Raw genomic sequence first — 15,254 nt, forward strand, 5'->3', positions numbered from 1 at the left:
TTATGATTTTATAGTTTTTAAGGAGAAATTATGTTAAATTTCATGGCTTATAATGCTCTAAATTACGCAATGACGGATTTGGAAAAATATAAGGCAGTTGCTGCCATTTTCAGATTAGAACAAGCGAGAGCAAAAATAGATGAAAAGAACTTTTTATTAACATCTAGCCGATATAAAATTGATCATCAAATAAAGTCATTTTATTCAAACAAATTTATGAAGGTTTTAAGTTCATTAAGTAAAAATTATAAGCATTTACTTGAAAATGAATTTTTAAAAGATAACGACTCATTTTGATATACTGATTTTTATTCGAAAACTACTTACTATAAATATCGTAAAAATGCTGTAAATGAATTTTTAATTTATTATTTTGAAGATGAAGAGTAAATAATGTATGCAGGAGAGATGCCTCTCCTGTTTTAATTTAACAGTTTTATAGTCTTAAAAGGCAAATATTTAATTATAATTTTATATAAAAAGTAGAGCAAATATGTAAGGAGTAATTATGACTAAAAAATTAACAAAAGAAATTTTTCTGAATTATGATCCAGTAGATAATTTCAAAATTCTTAGAGATGAATTTCATAAAAACGCCGAAAATTATTTTAATAATCAAGTTGTTAATTCAAAAATTAATAAACAAGAATGTATTGATTTAGAAAACAAATATATTAAATCAATGAAAAAAGTAGATAGTTTTTCAAAATTATTGAGAAAACATAAAGGTTTGTTTTTCTTCCTTATAGGACTAGGCATTTTAGCTGTTATTATTCTTATTTTTCTATTGGTTGATTATTTTTATCTAAATATGATTAGTGCTCCCGATTCCAAGTGGAAATCACTTATTATTGGCTGTCCAGTTACCATAATTGCTTTTATTACTAGTTTTGCCTTAGCATTCGGTATTTTTTACAAAAAAATGAAAAACTATGAAAAGATACTTAACAAGGAAAGAGTGATTGCTTATGATATTAAATACAAAGCAACTCAGGCTACTAAGGCATTAAACTATTTACTATCAAAATCAGGAATAAAAGAGTATTTATTACAAGAAACAATTCCAAATATTAAATTAAATAAATACTTATCTGACAATTGATTAAATTACTTTCTATCAAATTTTGGGGGCGATCCAGTAATTAAAAAAATAGAAAATTACTCATATAGAGGTCTTTACTCAGGTTCATTTTTTGGTTCCCCATTTATTTTAGTTAAAAAAAGAGGATGAAACTGAACTGAAAAAACATATACGGGCTCAAAAGTTGTCGCTGTTACAAAAATGGTAAGAGACTCAAACGGTAAAATGGTTGCACGAGTGGTCTATGAGACACTTACTGCATCAGTGACCAAAGATTTTCCAGGATTTACTTATGATACATTTTTATTATATGGGAATGATAATGCAGAAAACCTAGGTTTTACACATTATGCTCAATTTACTAATAAATTAAATGAAAAAGAGCTGGCCAAATTTTATAAAAAGAAGGAAAAAGAATTCAAGAAAAGATCTGATGCTGCTATAAAAAATGCTGGAAGTTTTACAACTATGGGAAATATAAATTTTGAAGCATTGTGGCATTGTACAGACCGTAATGATGAAAAAGAGTATAGAATGCTTTTTACACCTGTTGCTCAACAAAAACTTTCTAAATTGTTATTAGACAATGAAATTGGCTACGGCGATGATTTTGACTTTACAAAAGCCGGAAAAGTCAATTTAATTGAACCAGCACATATAGAATTTAGCCAAACAATTTTCAAAAATAAATTATCGTGCGAATCATTTTTATTTAATAAGATTTACGAACAATTTATGAATAATTATTCAAAATTCTTTAAATCGATTTACTTTACTTTTGCACCAATTATGTGTATTCCACTTTATATGAACAAAGAACACAAATTGCTAAATATTGAATTAAATGATAATTTATCATTTGCCGAACTTGAAAAATTTGCATTTTATGCTATTTATAATAAAGGAATTTCTGATTGAAGTGATACTGATGTTATAACTAATATAATTTCAAGAGAGCCACAAAATAATAAAGAATTAGTGGCCATTTCAGCACAAGGATTCAAGATTAGATCAAGAATTGAATATGTACCAGCGACTGACAGTAATGGCAAAATTCATATGATACCAGTTCCATGAGATGAATATATTTCAGTTGAAAAATCTTATAACATTGAAATATTAAAATCAAAATATTATGAAATTGATGTGGAATTTTTAAATCAAAATAGTATCAGTGACAGTGGCCAAAGTTTCTGATCTACTTTTGTTAAAATTCTTTAAAATAAATATATATTAAATACTAAGGAGAACAGTATGGCTAATCCACTTGACGAAACACAACAAAATAATGTTTTAAAAGAAGGCAGAGATGTTAATGTTATTAATAAACAAGTGCCTGTTACAGTAGGCGGAGGTTCAATCTTTTTCGAAGTTCTTTTATGACTTTTAGGAATTTTACCTGGCCTTATATTTATATTTGTAAAAATAAAAGCTAAATCATATTTACAAAAATTGGAACAAAGAGTTCAACATGGTGCATCACAAATTGATAATTATCTTGAACAAAGAGTTCAAATTCTTACTAATGCTGCATCGTTAGTAAACAAATCAATAGAACTTGATAAAGATGTAATGAAATCTGTTGCTGCCTTAAGAGGTGGAGTTACCACCAACGATAGCAATAGATCTGAAATTGCATCGCAAATTGAAGCAACATCGCAATCTATATTTGCTGGCCTAAGAGTGCAATTAGAAAGATACCCTGAATTAAAGTCACAAGATACTATTGTTGAAGCTATGGAACAAAATTCATACTTGCAAAAAGAAATTACAGCAGCAAGAGAAATTTACAATGATGCTGTTTTAAAATGAAATTCGGAAATTTTTGAATGACCTGCGAAAAAAATTGTTGCTGCTAGATCACACTATACAACTAGAATTCCATTTATAGCATCGGCAGAAGTTAAAGCCCAAGCAAGACAAAATTTCTTTCTATAGACAAATGCTTGTTTATGCTATTAAAAAAACAAAATGTGAATTATAGAAAACACATTTTGTTTTTATTTGCATGAAGTGAAAATTATCTAAACATCATTACTTTTTTAAATAATGTTTGATTATATTTAGCTATTAATTTTTTGCCATAAATAACAGATAAGACTCAATCTTTTAAATATTCTTTCTTATCATCTTCATTATCAAAAATCATATAGTTAGCTTTTATATGAATATCAGCGAATTTTAATAAGTTATTAACTTCATTAGTTTTTGCTCTGTCGAATATTGATTGCATTTTTACTATTAATGCATATTTTTTAATGATGTTTTTAACAATTGATGGACTGTTTTTAATGCCGTGTATTTTGGCTTTTGAATTTGATGAATTTTCAAAAATAGTAAATGCTTCTTTTGAAACGTTTATGTCAAAAGTGTTAAAAACAACTTCTGACCAGTCATTAAAAAATCTAGCAAAAATATCATTTTTATATCATTTTTTAATTTCTTTTTGAGTATTAATATCAAGATCTTTTCAATCATTTTTGTCATAATACATTGCTATTTCCTTGGTCTCATCATCACTAATATTTTCTAAGTCAGCTGACAGTATTTTTTGAATAGGCAATGCAATATTTTCAACAGATTTAGTGTCAAAATATTCATAAGATAATGTATAAAAACATTGTTCAAGATTCGTTTTAGCATTAACAATTTTTACATCAAAAGTTAGTAATTTTTGATTTTGAGCCTCGAAATTTGCAATATCTGCTGCCTTTGATAAAAATATTTCTCTAAGCAATTCCGTCGATGCCCTTAATATTAAAACACTTGAACTAACTGACGCAGAACTATTTTTTTGTATGCTTGCAATTTTTCTTTTTCACTCAATTGCTGGATACTCAATTTCTTGGATTTCTTTAACTGATTTGATTGTTAATTTATTATTCGTCATAAATTTATTATATTATTAAAAAATTTTTGTTTAAATAATCATTAAAGTTATTATTTCCACATTATATATATTAAACATATTCATATAGGTTTATATTTTATATTTCATTTATAATAGAAATATTATGTCATTAAAATTTATTTTTTAATTGATTAAGAAACTTTATAAGATAGGAGAAATATGAAAAAGAACTTAGAATTTGACACAAAAGAATACTTACAAAAAGTTGATGCTTGATGAAGAGCTGCCAACTATTTGTCTGTTGGTCAAATGTATTTAAGAAATAACCCATTGTTGAACAGACCATTAACTGCTGATGATGTTAAAGTTTATCCAATTGGACACTGAGGAACTGTTCCAGGCCAAAACTTTATTTATGCACATTTAAATAGAGCAATTAACAAATACGATTTAAATATGTTTTTTATTAGTGGCCCAGGTCACGGCGGACAAGTTATTGCCTCAAACACATACCTTGATGGTACATACACTGAACTATTTCCAAACGTAACAAAAGATGAAAAAGGAATGGCTCACTTATTTAAATACTTCTCATTCCCAGGCGGAACAGCAAGTCATGCTGCTCCTGAATGTCCAGGATCAATTCATGAAGGTGGTGAATTAGGATATTCACTTTCACATGCTGCTGGTGCTATTTTAGATAATCCAGATGTGATTGCTGCTGCAGTTATTGGTGATGGTGAATCAGAAACTGGTCCATTATCAGCAGGATGATTCATTAACTCTTTTATTAACCCTGCTAACGATGGTGCCGTATTGCCAATTCTTCACGTTAATGGTGGAAAAATTTCTAACCCAACAATATGATCTCGTAGAACAAATGAAGAAATTACACAATACTTTACAGGAGCTGGTTGATTCCCAATTATAGTTGAAGGCAACGAACCAGAAACAATGCATCAACTAATGGCTGATGCTATGGATGAAGCTATTGAAATGATTCAAAAGAATCAAGCCAAAGCTAGAAAAGCAGGTGCTGATAAAGCTAAAAGACCAGTATGACCTATGATTGTTCTTAAATCACCAAAAGGTTGAACTGGGCCTAAAACATGAAACAAGGAAGCAATTGAAGGAAGCTTCAGAGCACACCAAGTTCCTATTCCGGTTTCAGCTGAAAAAATGGAACATGCTGATGCGCTTGAAAAATGATTGAAATCATACAGACCTGAAGAATTATTTGATAAAAATGGTAAATTAAATTCAGCAATTGCTGCTATCGCACCTAAGGGCAAAAAGAGAATGGGTATGAACCCTATCACTAATGGCGGTATTAATCCAAAAGTTCTTAAATTAGGCGATTGAAGAAAACATGGACTTGATTTTGATACACCAGGAACAGTTATTAATCAAGACATGGTTACATTAGGTACATATTTAGGAGAATTATCTAAATTAAATCCAACAAACTTCAGAGTTTGAGGACCTGATGAACACAAATCAAACAGACTTTATGAAATGTTTAAGGTTACTAACCGTCAATGACTTGATAGAATTGACAAAAAGTTTGATGAAGCGTTAGCTCCTGCTGGTAGAATTATTGACTCACAACTTTCAGAACACCAAGCAGAAGGTATGCTTGAAGGTTATGTATTAACTGGTCGTCATGGGGTTTTTGCTTCATATGAATCATTTTTAAGAGTAGTTGATTCAATGCTTACTCAACACATGAAATGAGTAAAAAAAGCTATGGACATTCCTTGAAGAAAAGACTATCCATCATTAAATGTTATTGCTACATCTAATGCATTCCAACAAGATCATAACGGTTATACACACCAAGATCCAGGTCTTATTGGCCACTTAGCAGACAAAAGACCAGAATTAATTAGAGAATATCTTCCTGCTGATACAAATACATTATTAGCTACAATGGAAAAAGCATTTAGTGACAGAAATGTAATTAATCTTATCATTTCATCAAAACAACCAAGACACCAATTCTTTACAAAGGAAGAGGCTCAAGAATTAGTTGACAAAGGACTTAAAATTATTGATTGAGCTTCAAATACAACAGCTAATGAAGACCCTGATTTAGTAGTTGCGGCTTCTGGTACAGAATCAACTATTGAAGGTTTAGCAACTATTACATACTTGCGCGAAGCATTTCCACAACTTAAAATAAGATTTGTTAATGTGCTTGACTTATTAAAATTAAGACATCCAAGTGTTGATCCAAGAGGATTAAGCGATGACGAATTTGATGCTATCTTTACCAAAGACAAACCAATTTTATTTGCTTTCCACGGTTATGAAGGTATTTTAAGAGACATTTTCTTCACTCGTCATAATCACAATTTAATCGCACACGGTTATAGAGAAAATGGGGATATCACAACATCATTTGATATTCGTTTATTAAGTGAAATGGACAGATTCCATATGACTATTGATGCCGCAAATGCACTTAGAGATGTTGTAAATAACAATGAAATTGATGCATTAGTAGCAAAAATGAACGAAAAAATTACCTATCATAAAAATTACATTAAGGAATACGGAACTGATATTCTTGAAGTTAAAGAATGAAAATGAGAATCATTTAAAAAATAAATAACATTAAAAAAATATTGATTTAGGTCAATATTTTTTTAATTCTATTTTAAGACATTTATTAGCTAATTATTCGGCCAAAATGATAATCATATTGCATATATTTAAGATAGTAAAATTTAATAGCAAAAGACGGAAAAGCCTGATTTATAGGCAAATTAATATTTTTTGCATTCAAAACTTGGAAATCATATTTATTTGTATATTAAGCAAACAAACATTTTTTTGGACATCAGATAATATGATAAAAAATGACCTAAAAGATAAGCAACTTTGAAATCTAAGACAATTAAAACAATTAGACTGCTGTTGTTATATATCTAATGTGTAGATCTTTCAAAGGTAATAACTAAACCATAACCCATAGCAATATTTGGGGATACCGCAATAACTCTTCATCCATATTTTGCCATTTTATTCATTAATCCCTCTGCATTAGCAACTCTGCAACTTTCTATTCTATATTCGTACATATGTTATTCACTTTCTATTGTAATAAATAATAATTTTTTCCCGAGTTTTTGAGTTTGACCCATTTTTTGGTCTTTTTTGTTTTTAAACACTATGTATCTAAAATATTTTATTATTTATTACACTTATATTGTTAATTATTAAACAGTTTTATAATCTACTTCAAAAAACAGTGTTTATATTATACATTTAATGCAAATCTAAAAATTTATAATAATTATACAAAAAAAGAGGAAAACCTCTTTTTAGGACGAACTAGAGCTTAGGAGGGTATCAATAGACATTTAAAACATATATAAACCTATAAGCGCGCCTATTTTTCGATTACTTATAAGCATTGCTCCAAGCTAATTAATATAATAATAGCATAGAAATATATTTGATCTTTATTTTTTTAATTTTTGTGAGAATTTTCACCTTCCATTATCAAACAAATTGCACTCATTTTAGTTTCACTAAATTTTACTATTATATATTACCGCGCTCTTGGATAGTAAAATTTAGACATCAAAAGACGAAAAGACCTGATTTATAGGCAAATTAATATTTTTTGCATTCAAAACTTGGAAACGATAAGTGTTTATCATTTACAAAATATTCATCATATGACAATTAATTCTTTCTATTAACAAAATCTAAAATTAACTTATTAAAACCAACACCATTAACAAAAAAATTATGTCTGTGCTTGTTTAGATTTTTAATGATATTTTCATATTGAGTTTTTACCTTTGGATTACATTTTTCCATGTTATTCAGCTTTTGAAAATAATCTCCTTGCAAGCATGAAACATAATGTAAATTATTGCTGTTCTCACTATGAGAAATAAATTGAATAATTTCATTTATTTCAGAATTTTGAGCTCCACCAAATCCATTTGTGAGTTTATGTTCAATAATAAAATAATCATTAAATATTTTGATTAACATGTCGGGATTTTTATTATCTCAACTTGTTCTAAATGTAAATTGAATATTATTTTTAACTAAAAATTCATTAAATAAATTAATGCCATCTTTATCAGGTAGCATATAGCAAAATTGACTATTATGAAAGTCTGCATATGTATTAGTTTTTATGAAATTTAATTTAGTTAATAAAGTTTCCATCATTTCAATACCAGTTTTACCTTTTCTTCTACTTGTTGCTGCATCAGATTGAACTTGTAGACACTGATCTGAATAACCATGATATAAATAGATATTATGTCTATTTTTTATATAGAGATCTAAAAGATTTCTTATTATCTCTCTTTTTTTATTTTGAGTTAACTTGCTTTTTTTATCAACAAATGTAGAATATGAATAGCCCACAACCTGTCAATAGGTGCAAAATGATGAATAATTAATCATATCCGTTGTTTCAATGATGTTGATAATCTTATCAATTATTGTGTTAATTAATTCATCACTTTTAACTGAATTTTCGCTAAGTATTTTATAAGTTGTAATAAACTCAACTAATTGAGAATTTGATTTCATTAAACTAGTTGGTTCTTGATTTGCATTTTCTGATATTACCAGCTTACCCTTTTGCTTGAATTTATCTATTGCACCGTCTATATTATTTTGACTATATAAAAAGTATTCTTTATTATTCATGTGTTTTATCCTTATAAATTTTAAAATAAGCTTTTTCCATAATTGCTCTTGCTAAATTAAAATCCAATCTGCGTCTTCTAATACCATTTTTAGTGTTGCCTTTAAATGGAGAAAAAATAATATCAGAAGATTTCCATCTTAATTCTTGAATCTTTTGATTGCAGATATCAATGAATTTACTTCTTAAATCCTTAGGAATATCGACATCAATTAAACTATAATGCCTTGATGAGATTTTTATGTTCTTTTGTCAATTATATGAAAAGTTTTCTTTAAAGTCGAACTTAATAAAATTTACATCATTTGAACTGTCTGCAGCCCTGAGACCAAGTCATCCATCTAAGGTATTGAATTTGATTTTGACATTGTGTTTGGGCAATAATTTAACATCTATAATTGATTGAAAGTTATTTATTAACTTGTTATTCTTATAAATTTTAACTTGCGATAGTGGCTTGTTAACTGAATCAAAACAAACCACGCAAACAGGTATTTCTGTATCATTAAATGGGTTTTCTTCTAATATAGTAATTGACGATAATAAGTTTTTATGTTTAAAATTTGAGTTAATGAAAGATTCAGGAACAATAGCAACAACAAATTTATGATTTTCAAGCATTTTTTCTAGTGCTATTAAATATATATCCTCATAAGGCGAAGAACCAAAATATAAAGATAAATCTATTTTTTTCTTTGATGCTGATTGCTTAGCAATATATGGCGGGTTAGTAACAATTATGGCATGATCAACCAAAGGAATATTTAGTAACGAGTCATTTAATTTTCAATTAAGGTGTGCATCAATATCTAAACCAACATATTCATTAAATTTAAACTGAGCAGTAAGCACATTTAAAATATCTCCAGCTCCAGCAAAAGGATCGTAAGCTATTGAACAATTACTGTTATTGATGAATTCTAAAATTTGAGGTTTAAGCCATAGTGCGCTTTTTGTAAAAAATTGACCTAATTTTACTTTTTTCTCATTAATCATATATTTATCCCTTGCATTTATTTGACGGTTTCATTAAATTGTATACTAATGTGCGAATAAAAAAGATCCAAAACTCTGCAGTCTTAGACCTTTTAAACTATTGTATTTCACTAAGACTCCACAAACGAGTCGAAATATTTTTGTACTGCATAATAAGCAGATTTTTGAGCTACTTTATGCCTTTTAATTATCAGTAGTTTGTTTATGTGTTTAGCTGATTCTCTAAAAGCGTTTAAATAACTGTTTTTACGCAAAGATTTTATTTCTTGACTTATTTGTTCTCTATATTGCTCAATAGAGATTAAATATTGCTGACGTCTATTTTTTAAATCATTATACATTTCATTAGTGATAATAGTATCCGGGTTATTTTGGGCATATGTTAAAGTGGTTAGTGCTAAAAATTTAGATTTAGCAATAGCATAATCAGCTCATTTTTGTGAGTGAGTAAAACTAATATGATTGGTTTTAGCAACAGAAAGTGCTTTTATAAGTTTTCATTCAGCTATTTTTTTGAATATTCAATTTTCTTGACTAAGTCAGTAGCCTTGCAATAATCTCTTTCTAAATAGATTTGAAATCTGTTCTAAGACAAGCAATATTATTAAAGTTACTATCAAGTAAGGCATTAAACGGCCTCATTGTTGATAATCTTGTGAATATACTGACATTTGAAAACCAAATGGACAAGCACCAACAACACCAAGCTCAACTGTTGATTTAAAATTAAGCTCAATACGATACAAGAAATTTGAAATAGCATATGGCATAATTTGCTTAAATACACCTAGTTTAATTTTTTGTCACCAATTTAAACCTAATGAATTTAACGAATCAAAAACGCGTTTAGGTATTTTTTCGATTGCCTCATTAATTAGCTTTCCAAGCATACCAATAGAGTGAATTCCTAGTGCTAGTGTTCCAGCAAATAAAATAGAATCTTTTGATAATATAAGAAATAGAAAACCGAAAGTAAAGACAGGAATTGCTCTGATTAATATAATAAATAATTTAAAAGGATATGCTATCCATATACTAACTATATTTTTTGATGCAAGTAGGCCAAAAATTAAAGCAAAAAGCAAACCGATTATAGAAGAAAGCACAGCAAGTGCTAAGGCATCAAAACCTAATTGGATAGGATTGTCGCCAGTATTTCATTTAAAGAATAAACTTCATTCAATATCAGCAAAAAGATTTTTAACTCCTTGCCCGAAAAAACTCTGTTTTGTTGAATTAGCAATACTTCAGTCAATTTGAACCATAGCAACTATTATTAAAGTTAGAATAATAAGGCCAATAATAACTTTAGCTATTCAATCTTTTGGTTTTTGTTTTTTGATTTCTTCAATTTGATTATTTAAGGACCTTGATGTATCTAATTTAGCTCGTTTAGGATTCTTTTCTAGAAGATATTTTTTAATAACAAAATTTAATATCTCTAGTAAAACCATAAAGCTAACTAATACTCAAATAACAATTGATGCGTGCGAAAAATTCTCTGGAATATTTGTAAATTGATTAAGCAATCAACCAATTGTAGTAATACCAACCACACCTAAAATTGCTGCAAATCTTACAACCATTTCAAATGAATAAAATCCATATGAAACAATTCTTTTAACTAAATAAGGGAAGATTGTACTTTTGAATGCAATAGTTTTAGTATTACCAATAGATTGAGCTGAATAATATGAACTAACATCATAGGTGTCTAGATCTTCATATAATCATTTAGTCATTATTGAGCACACAAATAGTGCAATAGCAATAGTTGCGGCTAAGTCTTTTGATACAACCAAAAACAAAATATATGCAAGCACTAATGGGGGAAATGCTCTGAGAATTGACATAAACATTCTAATAGGGTTATATATCCATGGAGATTTTATGAAATTTTTAGAGCAAAGCAATGATATAGGCACCGCTATAATAATTCCAAAAAAAGTTCCTAATATTGAATAAACAATTGTTTTTCAAAGCAGCTCTAAACTTCATTTAAAAGTGTATAAAGGTGATATTTCTTGTGTGCCTATTTTAACATTTTGATTAATATTAAAAAAATGTCTAAGCGAGTTAATAAATGGTCTAAATAATTGAAAATCAGGCTTCATTCAAACAATTAGCAATATCAAAATAATGGGTGTAAAAATAAAGCTTATTAATTTAATTCAAGGAAATTTTTTGGTTACCTTTTGACCGTTTATGTCTATAAAACTGGGATTAAAGTAATTTTTAATTTTTTCAAATGATAGATTTAATTTAGCTTTTATAGAAGCTGTTGTTTTACTATCATCAAAACTTGATGGGCTATTAGTTTGCATTTTTTGCCTTTTTGACTTCTTCTAGTACTTCGTCCTGAACCAGTTTTCTTTTTCTATGCGTTTCAGAAAATTGTTCTTCATCAAATTGTTCAAGATTATTACCATATATATCTTTTAAAACTTGATAGTTTACTCGATCTCAGGTTCCATCAAAAACAATCTTTCCTTTTTTGACTCCAATAATTCTATCAGCATATTGCAATGCCAAATCAACATGGTGTAAGTTTGCTACCACTGTAATATTGTCTAATTTATTTACTAACAAAAATCCATCCATAACACTTTTAGCCATAATGGGGTCAAGCGCCCCAACAGGTTCATCAGCTAAGATTATTTTTGGACGTTGTGCAAGAGTACGAGCGAGTGCAACACGTTGCATTTGACCACCACTTAGATCTCTAGCTAAATCATAAGCATTTTCCAAAATGTTAACCTTAGCTAAGGATTCATAAGCGATATTGATATCTTCTTTTTTGACTAAACCAAAAAAAGCTCTAAATCAGTTCATTTGTGGAAGGCGAGCAGTTAAAACATTTTGCATAACTGACACATTTTCAACTAAATTATAACCTTGGAAAACAATTCCCACTTTAGTTCTAAATTTTCTTAGTGTTTTACCTTTTAAGTTAGTAACATCATAAGGTCCCACTTTTAGAGTGCCAGCAGTAATTGGATTAATTTTATTTATAGTTTTTAACAAGGTTGTTTTACCAGCGCCAGAGAGTCCAATGATAGCAACAAATTCGCCTTGATTAATTTTTAAATTAACATCAATTAAGCCTTTTGTTCCATTTGGATAGGTCTTAGAAACATTTATTCATTCAATAGGTCAATCTTCGCTGTGTAAATTATCAGTATAGCTCACTGTTTTAGGTGCTATGTTTTTAATATTATTTTTCTGTTCCATAAGTTTTTAAAATTCTATTATTCTAATGATTTAACAAAACTTTCAAAGCCCTCAAAGTGTTTTGCAAATCATTTTTCAGGATAAATATATGAAGCTGATGAAGTAGTTCCACTGAAACCAAAAATAATGTGTTTTTTAACTTCTTCTCATTTCAATTTTCAATTTGAACCTTGTTCTTTTAATGCTTTAGAAACTATTTTTTCAATTTCTGAACCTTTTTTAGCATAAATATATGATCTGTAATAACCAACAATAGGTAAATTACCACTAGCAGCTAATTCATCAACTTTATCCTTAAGTTCTTTTGGATATCCATCAGCCACATCCTTAGGATTTTTATTTTTATCATTATTTATATAAACTCAATCTAATTCTGCTATACCTTCTGATTTATTAAAAGTACGATAATTATTTATAGCATTTACAAGAAGTGTTTCATCACTGAATGCTGGTGTAGTTGCTTTATCAACTGATACATATGGATCAACAATTTGCACTCTTCTACCTGATGTTAAAATGAATTTAGTTTCTGGACATTTATCAGCCCAGGTCCCAACAGGTAAAAATCCTACATCTTGTCTTCCAACTTTTAGGAATTGACCTAGCGCTTCGTAATCTGTTGAAACAGTAATTTGGATTGCTTCTCCATCCGCTTTATTTAATTGCGCGTTCATTCATTTTTGTAAACCTTTTGTTACTGAACCAACAAGTGCTGGATCAGATGAAGGAATAAATTGAATCTTGAATGGAGTGGTTCCTTTTCACGATACTTTATTAGATACATCTATTGTAAAGTAATCACCGCCAGCCTCTGGTTTACTGGTATATGCTGGTTTTTGCTTGCCATCGCTGGTTGTGATAGTAGCATCATAGCCAATTTTTGCATAACCGTCATGGTTATAAATTTTAAACATACTTTGTAATTTACCATTTTTATCTTTGTATGTCAAGTTAGTTTCTTTTTTAGTTTTTTTATCACTATTTGCTTGTGTAATAGCCTCAATTAATAGATTTTGAACAGCACTAATATCATCAGCTTTCAAATTTGCTCTGGCTTGAACGCCATCATTTGATATTGGGTCAGTTGCTCCAATTATTGCAATTTTATCTCAATCTTTCTTTGCAAATTGTCTAGCATCTGATCAAGCTCCACCAACTGTAATATCACCTGATAGTAATTTAAGAGCTTGGTCTGAATATGATTGAACTTGTACTTTTTTACCCCCTTCTGTTGTCTTGCAACTGGTTAAAACCATAGGGATAGTTGTGAGTGCTGGTACTAATGTACTTAAACTCACTAAAATTTTTTTGCTTTTAGTCATAAAATGAATCCTCTTTCCTTTAATTTATATACATACTATGTTCTACTCGCATCGTATGTAGTTATAGTATAACAAAAGAAGCGATCCATATTTTTTAAAATTTCAAGCAAAATTTAGTGTGAATTTTAGTAAAAAATGCTGGGTAAAATAATTCAAGTTATTGCTATTTTTTGAGCTCAAATATACCTGCAAAATAGCAGTCAAAATTTAATAATATATAATATAAGTATGAAGACTAATCAACAAAATCCACTAAGTTCATTTATAGATAATTTTGCTAATTCTTTGACTCAGCACGAGCAAAAAATTAAGGAATTTGCAAGAATTAAGCCAAAAGAATATGAAAACCTTCATAAAATAGTTGAAATAAAGAATTTAGTAAAAGAATTTAGAACAGGTAAAAATAAATTAAAAGCAGTTAATGATTTAACACTTTCTATTTATGAAAATCAAAATATAGCACTTTTAGGCTCTAATGGTGCTGGCAAAACCACTGCCGTTGAAATGCTAGTTGGAATCCAAAAACCTACAAGTGGACTTATAAAATATTTGATTGATGATGCTAATTCAGAAAAAGAAAACAATAATCACAGTGTTGGGATTCAATTTCAAGACTCTTCTTATCCTCAAGGACTCACAGTTAAAGATATTATTAAATCAATTAACTTATTATTTGGCAATAAAATGGATGCGAATAGCATAAAACAATTAATTAAAATATTCGGCATAAATGAATTTTTAAATAGTAAAGCATCAGCTTTAAGTGGTGGGCAACATCAAAGGTTAAATGCCTTGCTGGCGATAATTCACAAACCAAAAATTATTATTTTAGATGAATTATCTACTGGTTTAGATATTAAAATAAAATCGCGATTAATAAAATTCATTAAGCAATTTGCCAAACTTAACAATAGCACCTTAATTATAGTGTCACATGATATTAATGAAATTGAAGAATTAGCAGATAGAATTGTGATTTTAAACCATGGATATATAGTTTATGATGAAAAAATCAACGATGTTGTAAAAGAATTTGGAACTGTTAATAAATGCTTACAACACTTCATTTAGTTTAATTTAAAAAAGGAGGTG

12 protein-coding genes are annotated in these 15,254 nt (G+C 28.5%); 5 read left to right on the forward strand and 7 right to left on the reverse strand.

What is annotated here, in order from left to right; translation table 4 throughout:
- Nucleotides 1-30 precede the first annotated feature (30 nt).
- The 3 genes from T386_RS0100190 (at nucleotide 31) to T386_RS0100200 (ending at nucleotide 3,019) form a co-directional block, all read left to right on the forward strand.
- Entirely contained in the window at nucleotides 31-390 is a 360-nt protein-coding gene (locus T386_RS0100190; RefSeq protein WP_029513165.1) for an MG284/MPN403 family protein, read from the forward strand.
- A gap of 118 nt (nucleotides 391-508) precedes the next feature.
- Nucleotides 509-2,302 carry an MAG1210 family protein gene (locus T386_RS0100195; RefSeq protein ID WP_029513166.1) on the forward strand — a complete coding sequence of 598 codons (1,794 nt, stop codon included), beginning with the start codon at nucleotides 509-511 and terminating at the stop codon, nucleotides 2,300-2,302.
- A 33-nt stretch (nucleotides 2,303-2,335) separates the two neighbouring features.
- The gene (locus T386_RS0100200) at nucleotides 2,336-3,019 is read left to right on the forward strand and encodes a LemA family protein (RefSeq protein ID WP_029513167.1); all 684 of its coding nucleotides are present in this window, start codon (nucleotides 2,336-2,338) and stop codon (nucleotides 3,017-3,019) included.
- 82 nt (nucleotides 3,020-3,101) lie between these two features.
- Here the strand turns inward: T386_RS0100200 and T386_RS0100205 are convergent, their stop codons facing one another.
- Entirely contained in the window at nucleotides 3,102-3,971 is an 870-nt protein-coding gene (locus T386_RS0100205) for a hypothetical protein (RefSeq protein ID WP_029513168.1), read from the reverse strand.
- A gap of 180 nt (nucleotides 3,972-4,151) precedes the next feature.
- Here T386_RS0100205 and T386_RS0100210 point away from each other — a divergent pair, with 180 nt between their 5' ends.
- Nucleotides 4,152-6,542: a phosphoketolase family protein gene (locus T386_RS0100210; protein WP_029513169.1), complete on the forward strand. Its 2,391-nt coding sequence runs from the start codon at nucleotides 4,152-4,154 to the stop codon at nucleotides 6,540-6,542.
- 320 nt (nucleotides 6,543-6,862) lie between these two features.
- Here T386_RS0100210 and T386_RS04575 read toward each other — a convergent pair whose 3' ends face one another.
- The 6 genes from T386_RS04575 to T386_RS0100240 all read right to left on the reverse strand — a co-directional run bounded on the left by T386_RS04575 (nucleotide 6,863) and on the right by T386_RS0100240 (nucleotide 14,162).
- Nucleotides 6,863-7,015 carry a hypothetical protein gene (locus tag T386_RS04575; RefSeq protein WP_169734044.1) on the reverse strand — a complete coding sequence of 51 codons (153 nt, stop codon included), beginning with the start codon at nucleotides 7,013-7,015 and terminating at the stop codon, nucleotides 6,863-6,865.
- Between the two features lie 610 nt (nucleotides 7,016-7,625).
- On the reverse strand, nucleotides 7,626-8,615 hold the full coding sequence (locus tag T386_RS0100220; protein WP_029513170.1) for a hypothetical protein: 990 nt from the start codon (nucleotides 8,613-8,615) through the stop codon (nucleotides 7,626-7,628).
- Entirely contained in the window at nucleotides 8,608-9,609 is a 1,002-nt protein-coding gene (locus T386_RS0100225; protein WP_029513171.1) for an Eco57I restriction-modification methylase domain-containing protein, read from the reverse strand. Before T386_RS0100225 ends, T386_RS0100220 begins: the two co-directional genes overlap by 8 nt.
- A 110-nt stretch (nucleotides 9,610-9,719) precedes the next feature.
- A complete protein-coding gene (locus tag T386_RS0100230) occupies nucleotides 9,720-11,933 on the reverse strand; it encodes a PhnE/PtxC family ABC transporter permease (protein WP_051622752.1) in 2,214 nt (737 codons plus the stop codon).
- Nucleotides 11,923-12,840 carry a phosphonate ABC transporter ATP-binding protein gene (gene phnC, locus T386_RS0100235; protein ID WP_084274139.1) on the reverse strand — a complete coding sequence of 306 codons (918 nt, stop codon included), beginning with the start codon at nucleotides 12,838-12,840 and terminating at the stop codon, nucleotides 11,923-11,925. Before phnC ends, T386_RS0100230 begins: the two co-directional genes overlap by 11 nt.
- Nucleotides 12,841-12,857: 17 nt before the next feature.
- Entirely contained in the window at nucleotides 12,858-14,162 is a 1,305-nt protein-coding gene (locus T386_RS0100240) for a PhnD/SsuA/transferrin family substrate-binding protein (protein ID WP_029513174.1), read from the reverse strand.
- A 228-nt stretch (nucleotides 14,163-14,390) separates the two neighbouring features.
- On the opposite strand from T386_RS0100240, the gene T386_RS0100245 reads away from it, so the two are divergent.
- A complete protein-coding gene (locus T386_RS0100245) occupies nucleotides 14,391-15,233 on the forward strand; it encodes an ABC transporter ATP-binding protein (protein ID WP_029513175.1) in 843 nt (280 codons plus the stop codon).
- Nucleotides 15,234-15,254: the final 21 nt, after the last annotated feature.

Origin of the sequence: Mycoplasmopsis primatum ATCC 25948, from assembly GCF_000702785.1 — a bacterium.
Classification (GTDB): domain Bacteria; phylum Bacillota_I; class Bacilli_A; order Mycoplasmatales; family Metamycoplasmataceae; genus Mycoplasmopsis; species Mycoplasmopsis primatum.